The following is a 16825-nucleotide window of genomic DNA, read 5'->3' as shown; positions in this document are numbered from 1 at the left end:
GCGGCGACGCTGGGGCGCATGAAGAAACTCTTGATCACGGCGGTGGCGGCTGTGCTGGTCACCGGCACCACCACCGCAGCCGCCGAAACCCCAGGGTTGCGGCTGCCCGGCCCCAGCGGGCCGCTGCCCGTGGGGACCAGCGAACTGCACCTCGTCGACGGCGGCCGGACCGACCCGTGGACCGGCGCGCCTCGTGAGCTGATGGTGTCGGTGTCCTACCCCGCGCTGCCGAACGGGCGGGTCACCCGCCTCTTCCCGGACGGGGTCGCGGAGTTCTACGACCGCCAGGTCGCCGTCCCGGCGGGCACGTTCGCCCCGACCACGACGCACTCGCGAGCGGGGGCCACGCCGCTCCCGCGCCAAGAGCACCACCACCGCTCCGGCGACCAGGGCGCCCAGCACCCGGCACGTCTGCCGGTCATCCTCTACTCGCCCGGCGGCGGCCAGTCGCGGTTCCTCGGCACCACCCTCGTCGAGGACCTCGTGAGCCGCGGGTACGCCGTGGTGAGCGTCGACCACACCCCGGCGAGCCCGGTCCGGTTCCCCGATCGGCTCGAACTGCCGAGGTCCGGCGCGGACGCGGCCCAGGTGATGCGGGAACGGGTGCGCGACATCGGGTTCGTGCTCGACGAGCTGGCGGCGAACCCGCTGCTCGACCTCTCGCGCGTCGGCATGGTCGGTCACTCGATGGGCGGTTTCACCACCGCGGAGACGATGCTGACCGACCCGAGGGTGGATGCGGGCGTCAACCTCGACGGCAGCATGGACCCGCGCTACGGCCAGGCCGCGACGCTGGGGGTGAGCAGGCCGTTCCTGCTGATGGGCGGCGGTCTGAGCAGCGGGCTCCCGCACAACCACGCCCACAGCGACGACTGGGGCGCGTTCTGGTCGGCGTCGACCGGCTGGCGGCGCGACGTCTACCTCCCCGACGCCGAGCACATGAGCTTCACCGACGCGCAGGCGCTGCTGCCCCAACTCGGCCGCGACGCCACCGCGATGATCGGCACCATCGATCCGGACCGGAGCCTCGCCGCGCAGCGGACCTACGTCGCCGCGTTCTTCGACCTGCACCTGCGCGGCAGGCAAACCACGATCTTCGACCGGGCCACCCACCCGGACGTGCGGCTAATCCCGTGACGACCGGCCGCGCCGACGCCACTCGCCACGGCCACGGCCGCGGCGAGTGGCTGGGGCAGACCGCGCTGGGTGCGCGGGCGCGGTCCAGCGGGTGCCGCGCAGATGACGTGGCCTGCGGTCCAGGACTGCGCGAGTGAGGTGGCCGTACCGCCCGGATGACGTCCCCCGGCACAGCCCCGCGCAAAACCAGTCCAGCCCACACGGTCCTGAGCGGTAGCGTGCCGGTCGTGCGCGTTCGGGAGTTCGTCGAAGCCGACTGGCCCCAGGTGTGGCCCGTTGTCCGCGAGGTCATCCGGGCCGAGGAGACCTTCCCCTACGACCCGGCCATGACGGCGGACCAGGCGCACGACGTGTGGGTGGTCCGCCCGCCGGGTGTCACCGTCGTCGCCTGCGAGGGCGACCGGATCGTCGGCACCGCCCACGCGCAGGCCAACCGACCGGGTCGCGGGTCGCACGTGTCGACCGCGAGCTTCATGGTCGCCGGGGAGTCCCGTGGTCGGGGTGTCGGGACGGCGTTGTGCCGGTACGTGCTGGACTGGGCGCGGGGCCGAGGGTTCGCGGGGATGCAGTTCAACGCCGTGGTGGAGACCAACCACGCGGCGGTGGACCTGTACCGGCGGCTCGGGTTCGAGGTCGTCGGCACCGTGCCGGGCGCGTTCGACCACCCCCGGTTGGGTCGCGTCGGCCTGCACGTGATGTACACCGAGTTCCAGCGGAGCGCGGCACCACCCCGTTGACCGGCGCACCGGTCAGACTGGTCCCCACCAGCCCCCGGACGAGCGGAACACCGATGACCCCCTGGTACCTCCTCGCGGCCGTGGCCGCGGTCGCCTTCATCGTCCTGTTCCTCGTCCGCAGGACCCGCGAGCCGGGGAAGCTCCGGTCCTCACCCCCGGACGACTCGTGGCTGACCCGGCCACAACCGGGTGACATCTGGTGGGCGGACGTCCCCTTCCGCGACGGTGACGGCGCGAAGGTCCGCCCCTGCGTGGTCCTCCGCACCCACCGCAGGAAGGTCGACGTCCTCCGCATCACCAGCCAGGACAAGAGCGACCGCCACGACCACCTCCGCATCCCCACCAGGTCCTGGGACCCGAAGGCGACCCACGACAGCTTCGTGGACCTCTCCGAACCCTTCCGCCTCGCCGACCGCGCCTTCACCCGCAAGGCCGGTCGCATCGCCCCCACCTCGTGGAAGACCGTCCGCGACCAGCACCCCACCGGCTGGGCGACCTGACGCAGGCACCACAGCGATAACGAATGGGGACTCTGACGTGGGTGTGACGCGCTACCGGCTACGGTGGTCGCCGTGGTGACGACGTACGCGGCCAGCACGTTCCTGGCGACGATCCCGAGCCCTTCGCAGGGCGTCTGGCAGCTCGGCCCGATTCCGCTGCGGGCCTACGCCCTCTGCATCATCGCGGGCATCATCGTGGCGATCTGGTGGGGTGAGCGGCGGTTCGTCGCTCGCGGCGGGCCCGCGGGCGCGGTGACGGACATCGCGGTGTTCGCGGTGCCGTTCGGCCTGGTCGGCGGCCGTTTGTACCACGTGGCGACGGACTACCAGAAGTACTTCGGCGAGGGCAAGAACCCGCTGGAGGCGCTGGCGATCTGGAAGGGCGGCCTCGGCATCTGGGGCGCCATCGCGCTCGGTGCCGTCGGCGCCTGGATCGCGTGCAAGCGGCGGGGCATCCCGCTGCCCGCGATGGCCGACGCGCTCGCGCCCGGCATCGTGCTGGCGCAGGCCATCGGCAGGCTCGGCAACTACTTCAACCAGGAGCTCTACGGCGGTCCCACCACGCTGCCGTGGGGCCTGGAGATCTACGAGCGCGTCGACCCGGCGACCGGCCTGAAGGACGACCTGGCGGGCGTGGCGATCGACCACACGCCGATCGACATCGTGCACCCGACGTTCCTGTACGAGCTGCTCTGGAACGTCGGCGTGGCGATCCTCATCGTCTGGGCGGACCGCAGGTTCCGGCTCGGGCACGGCCGGGTGTTCGCGCTCTACGTCGCGGGCTACACGGCGGGCCGGTTCTGGATCGAGCTGATGCGGACCGACCCGGCGACCCTGGTGTTCGGCCAGCGGATCAACGTGTGGGTGTCCGTCCTCGTCTTCATCGGCGCGGTGGTCGCGTTCGTCCTGGCGAAGAGCCGCGGCCCGCGCGAGGACCTGACGCTGATCCCGGCGCTCGACGCCGACAAGCCCGCCAAGTCCGACGAGGCCGCTGACGAGACCGCCGACGAGACCGTCGCCGAAAAGCAGCAGGACGCCGCCGAGCCCGTCAAGGCCGACCAGGAGAGCGTGACGGTGCCGGAAACCAAGCCCGAAGCCGTCGCGAAGTCCGACGAGAAGCCCTCCGAGGACAAGCCGTCGGCGGAGAAGTCGGAGTAGCGCGCTTACCATCCGGTCATGCGCATACTCGTCGTCGAGGATGACGACCGGGTGGCCCGCGGGCTGCTCACCGCTCTGCGGCACGCGGGCTACGAGGTCCACCGGGTCGGCACGGCCGCCGCCGCGCTGAAGGCGCCCGCCGCCGACGTGGTGCTGCTCGACCTCGGCCTGCCCGACGGCGACGGGCTCGACGTGCTGCGCGAGCTGCGCCGCCGCGAGGGCACGGCGGTGATCACGGTGACCGCCAGGGGCGAGGAGCGGGAACGCGTCCTAGGCCTGCGAGCCGGCGCGGACGACTACGTGGTGAAGCCGTTCGGCACGGCCGAGCTGCTCGCCCGCATCGAGGCCGTGCTGCGGCGGACCCGCACCGCGCGGGCATCGTCGGAGTCGGAGCGGTCGCTGCGGTTCGGACCGCTGGTCCTCGACGCGGCGACCCGTGTCGCGACGTGCCGTGACGTGCCGATGTCGTTGACGCGCAAGGAGTTCGACCTGCTCGCGCTGCTCGTCGGCCGAGCGGGTGCGGTGGTCAGCCGGGACCTGATCGTCGACCAGGTGTGGCAGTCGCACTGGGAGGCGCCGTCACGGACGTTGGACACGCACATCGCCGCGCTGCGCGGCAAGCTCGGTGACGGTGTGCGAATCGAGACCGTCCGCGGTGTCGGTTACCGCGTGACCGAGGCCTGATGCTGCGGCGGCTGCTGGTCCTCATCGTGCCGCTGCTGGTCGCGCTGGTGGCGGCGCTGGGCGTGCCGCTGGCGTTCGCGGTGGTGCAGGGGGAGACGCAGCAGACGTACCTGGACCGGCTCGGCGACGCCAGCCGGTTCGCCTCGCTCGCGGAGAACGCGCTCGCGTCCAACCGGCTCACGGCGTTGCACGACGAACTCCAGCGCTACTACGACCTGTACGGCATCTCGGTCGCGCTGGTCGGCACCGACCACCGGGTCCTCGCCAACTCCGGCCCGCCCATAGACCTCTCCCAGCCCGCCCTGGACGACGGGCTGGCGGCGGCGTTCGGCGGGTTCCGCGGTGACACCGACCAGACCGTGTGGCCGTGGGAGGACACCCAGCTCGTCGTGGTCGAGCCCGTCGGCCGCGACAGCGAGGTCGTCGCGGCGGTCGTCACGGTCTCGCCGACCGACCGGCTGCGCGGGTCCGTGCTGCGCCAGTGGGGTGTGCTCGGGCTCGTCGGCCTGATCCCGATGATGGGTGTCGTGCTGGTCGCGTGGCCGATGTCGCGCTGGGTGCTGCGTCCCGTGCGCCGCCTGGACGAGGCCACCGCCGCCGTCGCGGGAGGCCGGTTGGACACGCGCGCCGACGAGGTCGGCGGCCCACCGGAGCTGCGCAGGCTGGCCCGCTCGTTCAACACCATGGTCGACGTCGTCAGCCGCGCCCTGCGCAGGCAGCGCGACTTCGTGTCCGACGCGTCCCACCAGCTCCGCAACCCGCTGGCCAGCCTGCGGCTTGCGGTCGACAACCTCGCGCCGCACGTGTCCGGCGACGGCCTCGAAGCCCAGCGCATCGCCGTGGACGAGGCCGAGGAGATGGGCCGCGTCCTCGACTCGCTACTGGCCGCGACCCGCCTGGACAGCGCTTCGGCCGCCGAACCGGTCGAGCTGGACGCCCTGCTGGCCACCCACGTCCCCGCCTGGCGCGCGCTGACCGAGCGGGCCGACCTGGCGTTCACCGTCGACGTCCCCTCCGGCCTGGCCGTGCAGGCGCCACCCGGCGGTCTGGGCAGCGTCCTGGACGAACTCGTCGGCAACGCGGTCAAGCTCTCCGGCGGCACGTCGGTGACGATCTCCGCACGCCCCGACGGCCCGTGGGTCGACCTGCACGTGGTCGACGACGGTGACGGCCTGTCCGACGAGGACCGGACCGAGGCGGTCCGCCGCTTCTGGCGCTCCACCCAGCACCAGAACGTCGCGGGCACCGGCCTGGGCCTGTCCATCTGCGCCGAGCTGATCACCTCGGCGGGCGGCGAGTTCCGCCTGGACGCCGCCGAACCGCACGGCGTCGACGCGGTGGTCCGGCTGCGCGCCTGACCGCGCGCGGAACCCGCCACGTCACCGGGTTCCGCGCGGACCCGACGGTCAGGGGCGTTGGCCCACCTCGTCCACGACGGTCACCGTGCCCGCCGCGCGGGTCGGGCTGCCGAGGTACTCGTAGGTCGTCGGGTCGAACACCAGGATCATGGTTCCCGAGCCCACCGGCTTGCCGGGCGGAGGTGCCGAGGGCGAGGCGCCGAGCGGTCGCGGCCAGGCGATGCCGATGGCCGGTTTGCCGGTCGAGTCGCGGACGTCGCGCACGACCTCCAGGCCGGGGACCCTGGAGGCGGCCTGGAACAGGGCCGCGCGGGACTCCGGCGACAGCACCTTCTCGTTGATCAGCGAGAGGACGTCCTTGCCCCTGGCGTTGACGCTGCCGGGCTCCCCGCTGGCGTTGTCGTCCAGGTACTGGAGCATCGCGTCGGCGGTGGTCGGCAGGTCCGCCCGGTAGGCGGGCTCCGGCGTGCACTCCTCGGTCACGCCCGGCACGACCTCGTCGCCCTTCACCACCGGTGCGCGGCCGTCGCGGCAACCGGGCAGCGTCGTCGGGGTGCCGCCTCCGTTGACGATCCGGCCGTCCCGCGTGCCGTCCACCGACTGCCAGATCTCCCGGCCTTCGCTGCGCGCGTAGATGAACTGGTCCGGACGCGGCACGACGTGCGGTGCGGTCAGCACGTGCTGCGCCGCCAGGGTGAGCACCTTGACGGCGTCCGGGCCCGTCGCCGGTGGCTGTTCGTTCCGCGGGACCAGGGTGATCGCGGCGGCGACGGCTGCCGCGAGACCGATGGTGGTGCCGCCGAGCAGCGCGAAGCGCGAGCGGTGGCGCACCAGGCGCACCGGTGTGGGGGCCGTGATGCCCGCGACGAGACGGGCCCGTGCCGGGGCGAGTGCGCTCCGGTCGGGCAGCGGTGCGTCGTCGACGAGGTCGCGAACCAGGGCCAGGTCATCCATTGCTGAACAGCTCCTCGGGGATCTCGGTGGTGGACAGGGCTCCGCGCACCTTGCGGCGGGCCCGGTTCAGGCGGGACCTGACCGTGCCCACGGGAATCGCCAGCGCCGCGGCGACCTCCTCGTAGGTGAGCTGCTCCCACGCGATCAGGAGCAGCACGTCGCGGTCCGGTGTGGACAGTGCCGCCAGCGCGGTCGCCAGCGCGCCGCGCATCGCCTGCGCCGTGACGTCGGTGGCGACGCGGTCGGCGTGGCAGGTCACGTCCGGCGCCGGGCCCGCCGCCTCCAGGAGGCGATAGCGGCGGACCTCGGCACGCCGGTGCTGGCCGACGAGCCTGGTCGCGATGCCGTAGAGCCACGGCCTCGCGTCGGCGTGCGCCGGGTCGTAGCGGTGGCGCTTGTCGAACGCGACCAGGAACGTCTCGGCCACCGAGTCGTCGGCCGCTTCGCGGCCCAGCCTGCGGGCCAGGTAGCGCTGGATGTGCGGGGCGTGCCGGTCGAAGATCGCGGCGAAGTGCTCCGGTTCGTGCCGCGACCGCGCGATCAGCTCCGCGTCGGTGGGTGTCATGGCCGCCTTTCGGACTGAGGTCTCACCAGCTATCGGCAGAACTCGCCGAACGGGTTCACGGCGACCGGCGATCCCCGTGGACGGGACCGGGGGATCAGCGTGGAGCGGGCTCCGTCAGCGCTTGACCGAGCGGAACCAGCGGGCGGCACCGGGGTGCAGCGGCACCTGGCCGGTGGCGATGCCGGTGCGGACGTTGATCCGGCCCGCCTCGGGGTGTTCGGCGGCGATGCGCGCGGACTCGGTGAACACCGTGCGGGTCACCACCTCCACCACGTCGTCGGACAGGGAATCGATGGCCAGCAACAGGTTCGGGACGGACACGGTGTCGTTCGCGGGCACGTCGCCGTACGTCGTGGCCGGGATCGTGGCGGGGACGTAGGGGCCGCGGAACTCGGTCGTCAGCGCCTGCGCCTCCTGGGCCAGCGGCACCAGCCGGATCGGGAACCGCGCGGCCACCAGACCGCTTATCGCGGGCGTGGGGATGCCGGTGAGCGCCATGAACGCGTCGATCGTGCCCTTCTCCAGCTCCTTGGCGGAATCGGCGTGGGCCATGCGCACGTCGACCGCCTGCACGCCCAGCAGCCGGAGGAGCCTCACGGCGGTGAACTCGGTGCCGGACTCGACCGGCCCGAGGGAGACGCGGCGGCCCGCGAGGTCGGCGAACGTCCGGATCGGCGACGCCTCCGGGACGACCAGGTGCAGGAAGCTGTCGTACAGCCTGCCGATGGCCTTGATGCCGTCCAGGTCGTCCAGGTTCGCGACCGAGTCCAAAGAGGACAGACCGAGCTGGGCCTCGCCCGCCTTCAGCAGCCGGAGGTTCTCCACCGACGCGCTGGTGTCCTTGGCGACCACCCGCGTGTTCGGGAGCTGGTCGGCCAACGCGGCGGCCAGCGCACCCCCTATCTCGCGGAACACCGCGCCCGCCGGCCCGGTCGCGAGCACCAGCTCGGCCAGTTCCGGGGCGTCGGTCGACGTGCAGGCGGCGACCGGCAGACCGGCCGCGAGGGCGGCCAGCAGCACGGTGCGACGGCTGGGCGACACGGGAGGGAGCGTACGCCGCGGTCCAGGTGAACGGCGCGTGCCGGAGTTGTTACGTCAGATGAATCCCAAGTTTCCGCGCGAATCCTTGTTGCGCGGGGCGCCTGTGCCCAGGATCACGAACCAACTCATCCCGCCGTCCGCCCCCCATGGAGGAGACGTGGCAGCCAGCCCACCCGGAGCGGCAGTACGCAAGCCGCTCTACCGGCACCTCTACTTCTGGGTGCTGGTCTCGATCGTCCTCGGTGTGATCGTCGGTTACGCCTTCCCCGCGCAGGCCAGTGAGCTGAAGTGGCTGGCCGACCTGTTCGTGGCGCTCGTCAAGGTCGTCATCGCACCGACCATCTTCTGCACGATCGTCGTCGGTATCGCCGGGCTCGGGAACCTCGCCAAGGCAGGCGGGTTGGCACTCCGCACGATCCTCTACTTCACCGCCATGACCACGGTCGCGCTCGCCATCGGCCTCCTCGTGGTGAACATCGTCCAGCCCGGCCACCACGGCGCCACCATCCCGATCAAGGACAGCGCCGCGGAGAAGACCCTCGCGGACGCGGCCAGCGCCGACACCGGCATCACCGGCTTCGTCCTCAGCCTCGTGCCGAAGTCCTTCGTCAGCGCCTTCACCGACGGCCAACTGATCCAGGTCCTCGTCATCGCCGTCCTGGTCGCGGTCGCCGTGGCAGGCATGGGCAAGCGCGGCGAGAAGGTCGTGTCCGCGCTCGACACGTTCGCCAAGGTCATGTTCGGCGTCATCAAGATCGTCATGTACGCGGCCCCGATCGGCGCGTTCGGCGGCATCGCCTACACGATCGGCAAGTTCGGCGGCAGCATCCTCGGCAAGCTCGCCTGGCTCATGGGGTCGTTCTACGTCACCTGCGTGCTGTTCGTCTTCGTCGTGCTCGGCGGCGTCGCCTGGTACGCCGGGTTCAACATCCTCAAGTTCCTGCGCTACATCAAGGACGAGCTGCTGATCGTGCTCGGAACGTCCTCCAGCGAAACCGTCTTGCCGCGCATGCTCGTCAAGTTGGAGGCGGCGGGCGCGGAGAAGTCCGTGGTCGGCCTCACCATCCCCACCGGCTACTCGTTCAACCTCGACGGCACGTGCATCTACCTGACGATGGGCGCCCTGTTCATCGCCCAGGCCACCGGCACGGACGTCAGCCTCGGCACCCAGATCGGCCTGCTGCTCTTCATGCTGCTCGCCAGCAAGGGCGCGGCAGGCGTCACAGGCGCAGGCCTGGTCACCCTCGCGGCCTCCCTACAGGCCTTCGAAGCGAACAGCGCCATCCCCGCGGTCGGCATCGCCCTCATCGTCGGCATCGACCGCTTCATGTCCGAGGCCCGCGCCATCACGAACGTCATCGGCAACGGCGTCGGCACCCTCGTGGTCGCCCGCTGGCAGGGACAACTAGACCGAGACCGCCTGCGAGAGGTGCTGGACAACCCGTCCATCGTGGACGTCGACCACCTCATCGACCAGCAGAGCGGCGACGAGGACAACGACGAAACCCGCAAGGCCGTCCCAGCAACCGCTCACTAGACCACCCGGCCGCGAGTCCCGCTGTCGCGCACACCCCACCCACGCCGCGCGGCGGCGGGACTCGCTTTCACACGACAGGGTCGCCCGAGGAGGGCGGCCCTGTCGTGTGAGGGAAGGAAGGGAAGGGGAAGGGGCGACCCACTACGGGACCGGCAGTCGACGGGTGACCCACCGCAGATCCGGCTGCCGACGGATGGCCCACTGCGGAACCGGCGGACAGGGCCCTAGAAGCGTGGCCGATTTTACTTGGGGTTTTTGGCGCTAAACTCAGTCGGGCGGCAAGCTCTCCACCTGCCGTTTTGGCCCGACTAGCGCCAAAAAGAGGGGCCCCCAAGTCAAATCGGCCACCCACGCTGGTACTCGCGCCCGCCGAGCCGATTGCGCTGGGACTCCCCGGACCCACGCCTACGTTGGGGGTGGTCCCCCCACCACCCCGCTCGCGCGATTATCTCAATCTTTGATCTTGGTTTGTCAAGGCGGGAAAGATGCCTTGACAAACCAAGATCAAAGAGGAGGGCGCTTCGGATCGGGGCGGCGGGGGAGGTCTGTGGGGGGCCCGGGTTGCGTGCTCCCGTCCCGCGCCGCTGTGGGTCCAGTCAGTCACAGCAAGACCCAGCCACCCCGGCCACCCGGTCAAAGGCAACTCCCAGCCGCCCAGACACTCGGTCAAGGCAACACCCAGCCGCCCTAGTCAGAACTCCAGGAACAAGTAACTCTGTGCTACCACCGGACCAGGTGGTCTTGTTACCGCCCACTAACCAGACCAAACCCACCCTGACCAGTACGCTTGTCCCAAGAACCCCTGCGTCCCCTCGTGTAGCCAACCTCTCACCAACGCGCGACACCCCCACCCCTCGGATATGCTTCGCGGTTGTAACCGATTTCGAGGTGTAGGCGCACTGTCGTTCCGGAACCCCGAATCGTTACGCGATCATGAGCATGACCACCCATTGGAGGGTGATTCCACGTTTCGCGGCTGTTAAGGTCGCGTCAACACGCGGGCCACCGTCGTCCCGTGCCCAGAGACCGTTCGACAGGTCTGAGCACGAGGACATCGTTCTTCACAGGACGACGAAGGAGGTCTGCGCTGTGATCTTCTCCGCCATCCCGGCCCCCCAGGGGCTCTACGACCCCACTGCGGAGCGTGACGCTTGCGGTGTGGCGATGGTGGCCGACATCGCTGGTCGGCGTTCGCACGGGATCGTGAACGACGCGTTGACCGCGTTGGCGAACCTGGAGCACCGGGGCGCCGCGGGCGCTGAGCCGACCAGTGGTGACGGTGCGGGCATCCTGCTCCAGTTGCCGGACGCGTTCCTGCGGGCCGTGGTCGACTTCGAGCTGCCCGAGGGTGACGGCTACGCCGCGGGCATCGCGTTCCTGCCGCTCGACCCGGACGACCGGGCGAAGGCGGTCGCGCTGGCCGAGCGGGTGGCCGCCGAAGAGGGCTTGGCCGTGCTGGGCTGGCGGGACGTGCCGGTTGACCCGGTGGCCGCGGGCGTCGGTCCGACCGCACTCTCGGTGGTGCCGCACTTCGCGATGCTGTTCGTGGCGGCGGAGGACGGCCAGCGGGGCGTGGAGCTGGACCGCCTCACGTACTGCCTGCGCAAGCGCGTCGAGCGGGAGACCGCCGTGGCGAACGTGGGCACGTACTTCCCCTCCCTCTCGGCCCGCACGCTCGTCTACAAGGGGATGCTGACGACCGGGCAGCTCCCGGCGTTCTTCCCGGACCTGCACGACGAGCGGCTGGCGTCGGCCATCGCCCTCGTCCACAGCCGCTTCTCGACCAACACGTTCCCGTCGTGGCCGCTCGCGCACCCGTTCCGGTACGTGGCCCACAACGGCGAGATCAACACCGTGCGCGGCAACCGGAACCGGATGCGCGCCCGTGAGGCGCTGCTGCGGTCCGACCTGATCCCCGGCGACCTGACCAGGCTGTTCCCGATCTGCGACCCCGAGGGTTCCGACTCGGCGTCGATGGACGAGGTCCTGGAACTGCTGCACCTGGGCGGGCGGTCGCTGCCGCACGCGGTCATGATGATGATCCCCGAGGCCTGGGAGAACCACGCCTCGATGAACCCCGCGCAGCGGGCGTTCTACCAGTTCCACGCCAGCCTGATGGAGCCGTGGGACGGCCCCGCGTGCGTCACGTTCACCGACGGCACGCTGGTCGGCGCGGTCCTGGACCGCAACGGCCTGCGCCCCGCGCGCTGGTGGCAGACGGCCGACGGCCGCGTGGTGCTGGCCAGCGAGACCGGTGTGCTGGACGTGCCGCCGAGCCAGGTCGTGGCCAAGGGCCGCCTCCAGCCGGGCCGGATGTTCCTGGTGGACACCGAGGCGGGCCGGATCGTCGACGACGCCGAGATCAAGGCGGGCCTGGCCGACGACCACCCGTACGACGAGTGGCTGCACGCGGGCCTGCTCCAGCTCGACGACCTCGCCGACCGCGAGCACGTGGTGCAGAGCCACGAGTCGGTCGTGCGCCGCCAGCTCACCTTCGGCTACACCGAGGAGGAGCTGCGGATCCTGCTCGCGCCCATGACGGTCGGCGGCATGGAGCCGCTGGGCTCGATGGGCACGGACACCCCGGTCGCGGCGCTGTCGAAGCGCTCCCGGCTGCTCTACGACTACTTCGTGCAGAACTTCGCGCAGGTCACGAACCCGCCGCTGGACGCGATCCGCGAGGAGATCGTCACGTCGGTGTCGCGCGTGATGGGCCCGGAGCAGAACCTGCTGGACCCGTCACCGGTGTCCTGCCGGCACATCCAGCTCGACTACCCGGTGATCGACAACGACGAGCTGGCGAAGCTCATCCACATCAACGACGACGGTGACCTGCCGGGCTTCGCCTGCACGGTCCTGTCGGGGCTCTACGAGGTCGACGGCGGCGGCGAAGCGCTGGCGGCGGCGATCGAGCGGATGCGTCGCGAGGCGTCGGAGGCCATCGCGAACGGCGCTCGAACGCTGGTCCTGTCCGACCGCGACTCCGACCACCGGATGGCGCCGATCCCGTCGCTGCTGCTGGTCTCCGCGGTGCACCACCACCTGGTGCGCACCAAGGAGCGCCTGCGGGTCGCGCTCGTCGTCGAGACCGGCGACGCCCGCGAGGTGCACCACATCGCGGCGCTGCTGAGCTACGGCGCGGCGGCCATCAACCCGTACCTGGCGTTCGAGACGATCGAGGACCTGGTCAACCAGGGCGCGATCACCGGCATCGAGCCGCGCAAGGCCGTGCGGCAGTACGTGTCCGCGCTGGTCAAGGGCGTCCTGAAGATCATGTCCAAGATGGGCATCTCGACGGTCGGCGCGTACACGGCCGCGCAGGTGTTCGAGGCCATGGGCCTGTCGCACGACGTGCTCAACGAGTACTTCACCGGCACCGTGTCCAAGCTCGGCGGCGTCGGCCTCGACGTGCTCGCCGAAGAGGTCGCGATCCGGCACCGCCGGGCGTTCCCGGACAACCCGACGGACCGCTCGCACCGGCGGCTGGAGGTCGGCGGCGAGTACTCCTACCGCCGCGAAGGCGAGCTGCACCTGTTCACGCCGGAGACGGTGTTCCTGCTCCAGCACGCCACGAAGACCCGCAAGACCGAGGTGTACCGCCAGTACACCGAGGAGGTCGAGCGCCTGGCCCGCGAGGGCGGCACGCTGCGCGGCCTGTTCGAGCTGCTGACCGAGGGCCGCCAGCCGGTGCCGATCGACGAGGTCGAGCCGGTCAGCGCCATCGTCAAGCGCTTCAACACCGGCGCCATGTCCTACGGCTCGATCTCCGCCGAGGCGCACGAGACGCTGGCCATCGCGATGAACCGGCTCGGCGGCCGGTCCAACAGCGGTGAGGGCGGCGAGGACCGCGAGCGCCTGTACGACCCCGAGCGGCGCTCGGCGGTCAAGCAGGTCGCGTCCGGCCGGTTCGGCGTGACCAGCGAGTACCTGGTCAACGGCACGGACATCCAGATCAAGATGGCGCAGGGCGCGAAGCCCGGCGAGGGCGGGCAGCTCCCCGGTTACAAGGTGTACCCGTGGATCGCGCGCACCCGGCACTCCACGCCGGGCGTCGGCCTGATCTCGCCGCCGCCGCACCACGACATCTACTCCATCGAGGACCTCGCGCAGCTCATCCACGACCTGAAGAACGCCAACGAGCGGGCCCGCGTCCACGTGAAGCTGGTCAGCGAGATCGGCGTCGGCACGGTCGCGACGGGCGTGGCGAAGGCGCACGCGGACGTCGTGCTGATCTCCGGCCACGACGGCGGCACCGGCGCGTCCCCGCTGAACTCCCTCAAGCACGCGGGCACCCCGTGGGAGATCGGGCTCGCCGAGACGCAGCAGACGTTGCTGCTCAACGGTTTGCGCGACCGCATCACGGTCCAGGTCGACGGCGCGCTGCGCACCGGCCGGGACGTCGTCGTCGCCGCGCTGCTGGGCGCGGAGGAGTTCGGCTTCGCGACGGCCCCGCTGATCGTCGCGGGCTGCGTGATGATGCGCGTCTGCCACCTGGACACCTGCCCGGTGGGCGTGGCGACGCAGAACCCGGTGCTGCGCGAGCGGTACACCGGCCAGGCCGACCACGTGGTGAACTTCTTCGAGTTCGTCGCGCAGGAGGTCCGGGAACACCTGGCGGCACTGGGTTTCCGCACGATCGACGAGGCCGTCGGCCACGCCGAGCTGCTGAACACCGCGCCCGCCATGAACCACTGGAAGGCGGGCGGACTCGACCTGTCGCCGGTGTTCGCGGTGCCGGAAACCCTGTACCCGTCGGCGAAGCGCAAGGTCCGCGATCAGGACCACGGCCTGGAGCACGCGCTGGACCGCACGCTGCTCCAGCTCGCCGAGGGCGCGTTGGAGGACGCGATCCCGGTGCGGCTGGAACTGCCGGTGCGCAACGTCAACCGCACCGTCGGCACGCTGCTCGGCGCGGAGGTCACCCGCCGCTTCGGCGGCGACGGCCTGCCGGACGACACGATCCACGTGACCCTCACCGGGTCCGCCGGTCAGTCGCTCGGCGCGTTCCTCCCCTCGGGCGTGACCCTGGAAATGGTGGGCGACGCCAACGACTACGTCGGCAAGGGCCTGTCCGGTGGCCGCGTCGTCGTCCGCCCACACGAGGACTCGGCGTTCGCCGCCGAACGCCAGGTGATCGCGGGCAACGTGATCGGCTACGGCGCGACCAGCGGCGAGATCTTCCTCCGCGGCCGGGTCGGCGAGCGCTTCTGCGTCCGCAACTCCGGCGCGGTGGCCGTCTCCGAGGGCGTCGGCGACCACGCGTTCGAGTACATGACCGGTGGCCGCGCCGTGGTGCTCGGCCCGACCGGCCGCAACCTCGCCGCGGGCATGTCCGGCGGCATCGCCTACCTGCTGGACCTCGACCCCGCCAACGTGAACAAGGCGATGGTCGAACTCCAGCGCCCGTCACCCGACGACCTCCGCTGGCTCAAGGAGATCGTCACCCGGCACCACAAGCTCACCGGTTCGGCCGTGGCCGCGTCCCTGTTGGGCGACTGGCCCCGGCGTTCCGCGTCGTTCACCAAGGTCATGCCCCGCGACTACGCGCGCGTGCTCGAAGCGATGAGGCTCGCACGCGCCGAAGGCCGGGACGTGGACACGGCGATCATGGAGGCCTCCCGTGGCTGACCCGCAGGGTTTTCTCAAGCACGACAGGGCGGACGCGAAGAAGCGGCCCGTGGAGGAGCGCGTCGAGGACTGGCGCGAGGTCTACCTGACGCCCGAGCCGGAGGCCCGCGACAAGCAGGTCCGCACGCAGGCGAGCCGGTGCATGGACTGCGGCATCCCGTTCTGCCACTCCGGCAGCGCGGGTTGCCCGCTGGGCAACCTGATCCCCGAGTGGAACGACCTGGTCCGCCGCGGTGACTGGGAGTTGGCGTCGGACCGGCTCCACGCGACCAACAACTTCCCCGAGTTCACCGGCCGCCTCTGCCCCGCACCGTGCGAGGCGGCGTGCGTGCTGGCGATCACCCCGGACTCCGGGGGAGCGGTCGCGATCAAGCGCGTCGAGCAGGCCATCGCGGACGTGTCGTGGGAGCAGGGCCTGGTGCACGCCAGCCAGTCCACGGTCTCCTCCGGCAAGAAGGTCGCCGTCGTCGGTTCCGGCCCGGCAGGCCTGGCCGCCGCCCAGCAGCTCACCCGCGCGGGCCACCACGTCACGGTCTACGAGCGCGACGACCGGCTCGGCGGGCTGCTCCGCTACGGCATCCCCGAGTTCAAGATGGAGAAGAAGGTCCTGGACCGGCGCTTGGCGCAGCTCCGCAAGGAGGGCACCAAGTTCGTCACCGGCGTCGAGGTCGGCGTCGACCTCACGGTGGACCAGCTCCGCGCCAAGTTCGACGCCGTCGTGCTGGCCGTCGGCGCGCTGCGGGGCCGTGACGACACCACGACCCCCGGCCGTGAACTCGACGGCGTGCACCTCGCGATGGACCACCTGGTGCCCGCGAACCGCGCCGTGGAAGGCGATGGCCCGTCACCGCTGTCCGCCGCGGGCAAGCACGTGGTGATCATCGGCGGCGGCGACACCGGGGCCGACTGCTACGGCACCGCGATCCGCGAGGGCGCGGCGTCGGTCCTCCAGCTCGATCAGTACCCGATGCCGCCGTCGCAGCGCGACGACGAGCGCTCCCCGTGGCCCGTGTGGCCGTGGGTCCTGCGCACCTACGCGGCCCACGAGGAAGCGGGCGAGCGCAAGTTCGCCGTCGCCGTGGAGAGCTTCGTCGGCGACGCCGAAGGTCACGTGCGCGAGATCAAGCTGCGCAAGGTCCGCGTGGAGAAGGACGCCAACGGCCGCCGCCAGGTCGTGCCGATGTCCGAGGAGGTCGAGGTCCTGCCCGCCGACATGGTGCTGCTGGCCATCGGCTTCGAGGGCGTCGAGCACATGCGGCTCCTGGACGACCTGGACATCACCCTGACCCAGCGCGGCACGATCTCGTGCGGCACCGACTGGCAGACCACCGCTCCCGGCGTCTTCGTCTGCGGCGACGCCCACCGCGGCGCTTCCCTGGTCGTCTGGGCCATCGCCGAGGGCCGCTCGGTCGCCAACGCGGTCGACCGCTTCCTCACCGGCTCCTCCGACCTGCCGTCCCCGGTGATCCCCAACCTGATCCCGCTGGCGGTCGTCTAGACCCGCTGTCCGGCCGCGACAACGGAGT

At 71.2% G+C, this 16825-nt stretch carries 12 protein-coding genes; 9 read left to right on the top strand and 3 right to left on the bottom strand.

What is annotated here, in order from left to right; translation table 11 throughout:
* Window positions 1-18: 18 nt before the first annotated feature.
* From NZH93_RS15570 to NZH93_RS15545, 6 genes are all read left to right on the top strand, one after another.
* Window positions 19-1137, top strand: coding sequence for an alpha/beta hydrolase family protein (locus NZH93_RS15570; protein ID WP_259623776.1), 1119 nt, complete (start codon window positions 19-21; stop codon window positions 1135-1137).
* A gap of 227 nt (window positions 1138-1364) precedes the next feature.
* Window positions 1365-1874, top strand: coding sequence for a GNAT family N-acetyltransferase (locus NZH93_RS15565; protein WP_259623775.1), 510 nt, complete (start codon window positions 1365-1367; stop codon window positions 1872-1874).
* Window positions 1875-1927: 53 nt separating this feature from the next.
* Window positions 1928-2374, top strand: coding sequence for a type II toxin-antitoxin system PemK/MazF family toxin (locus NZH93_RS15560; protein ID WP_259623774.1), 447 nt, complete (start codon window positions 1928-1930; stop codon window positions 2372-2374).
* A 72-nt stretch (window positions 2375-2446) separates the two neighbouring features.
* Window positions 2447-3532 (top strand): prolipoprotein diacylglyceryl transferase, encoded by a 1086-nt coding sequence (gene lgt, locus NZH93_RS15555; RefSeq protein WP_259623773.1) that lies wholly within the window; start codon window positions 2447-2449, stop codon window positions 3530-3532.
* 18 nt (window positions 3533-3550) lie between these two features.
* The gene (locus tag NZH93_RS15550; RefSeq protein ID WP_259623772.1) at window positions 3551-4216 is read left to right on the top strand and encodes a response regulator transcription factor; all 666 of its coding nucleotides are present in this window, start codon (window positions 3551-3553) and stop codon (window positions 4214-4216) included.
* On the top strand, window positions 4216-5574 hold the full coding sequence (locus tag NZH93_RS15545) for a sensor histidine kinase (protein WP_259623771.1): 1359 nt from the start codon (window positions 4216-4218) through the stop codon (window positions 5572-5574). The genes NZH93_RS15550 and NZH93_RS15545 overlap by 1 nt, the downstream gene beginning before the upstream one ends.
* 48 nt (window positions 5575-5622) lie before the next feature.
* On the opposite strand, the gene NZH93_RS15540 is transcribed toward NZH93_RS15545, so the two are convergent.
* From NZH93_RS15540 to NZH93_RS15530, 3 genes are all read right to left on the bottom strand, one after another.
* The gene (locus NZH93_RS15540; RefSeq protein ID WP_259623770.1) at window positions 5623-6528 is read right to left on the bottom strand and encodes a CU044_5270 family protein; all 906 of its coding nucleotides are present in this window, start codon (window positions 6526-6528) and stop codon (window positions 5623-5625) included.
* Window positions 6521-7093, bottom strand: a complete 573-nt coding sequence (locus NZH93_RS15535; RefSeq protein WP_259623769.1) for an RNA polymerase sigma factor — start codon at window positions 7091-7093, stop codon at window positions 6521-6523. The genes NZH93_RS15540 and NZH93_RS15535 overlap by 8 nt, the downstream gene beginning before the upstream one ends.
* A gap of 114 nt (window positions 7094-7207) precedes the next feature.
* Complete coding sequence (locus NZH93_RS15530; RefSeq protein ID WP_259623768.1) at window positions 7208-8134, bottom strand: TAXI family TRAP transporter solute-binding subunit; 927 nt, start codon at window positions 8132-8134, stop codon at window positions 7208-7210.
* Window positions 8135-8291: 157 nt separating this feature from the next.
* Between NZH93_RS15530 and dctA the strand changes: the two genes are divergently transcribed.
* The 3 genes from dctA (at window position 8292) to NZH93_RS15515 (ending at window position 16797) form a co-directional block, all read left to right on the top strand.
* Window positions 8292-9671: a C4-dicarboxylate transporter DctA gene (dctA, locus tag NZH93_RS15525; RefSeq protein WP_259623767.1), complete on the top strand. Its 1380-nt coding sequence runs from the start codon at window positions 8292-8294 to the stop codon at window positions 9669-9671.
* A gap of 1089 nt (window positions 9672-10760) precedes the next feature.
* The gene (gltB, locus tag NZH93_RS15520) at window positions 10761-15299 is read left to right on the top strand and encodes a glutamate synthase large subunit (RefSeq protein ID WP_259623766.1); all 4539 of its coding nucleotides are present in this window, start codon (window positions 10761-10763) and stop codon (window positions 15297-15299) included.
* The gene (locus NZH93_RS15515) at window positions 15292-16797 is read left to right on the top strand and encodes a glutamate synthase subunit beta (protein WP_259623765.1); all 1506 of its coding nucleotides are present in this window, start codon (window positions 15292-15294) and stop codon (window positions 16795-16797) included. Before gltB ends, NZH93_RS15515 begins: the two co-directional genes overlap by 8 nt.
* Window positions 16798-16825: the final 28 nt, after the last annotated feature.

This window comes from Umezawaea endophytica (assembly GCF_025061645.1).
GTDB lineage: Bacteria > Actinomycetota > Actinomycetes > Mycobacteriales > Pseudonocardiaceae > Umezawaea > Umezawaea endophytica.
This window is presented reverse-complemented; position numbering and strand designations above follow the sequence as displayed.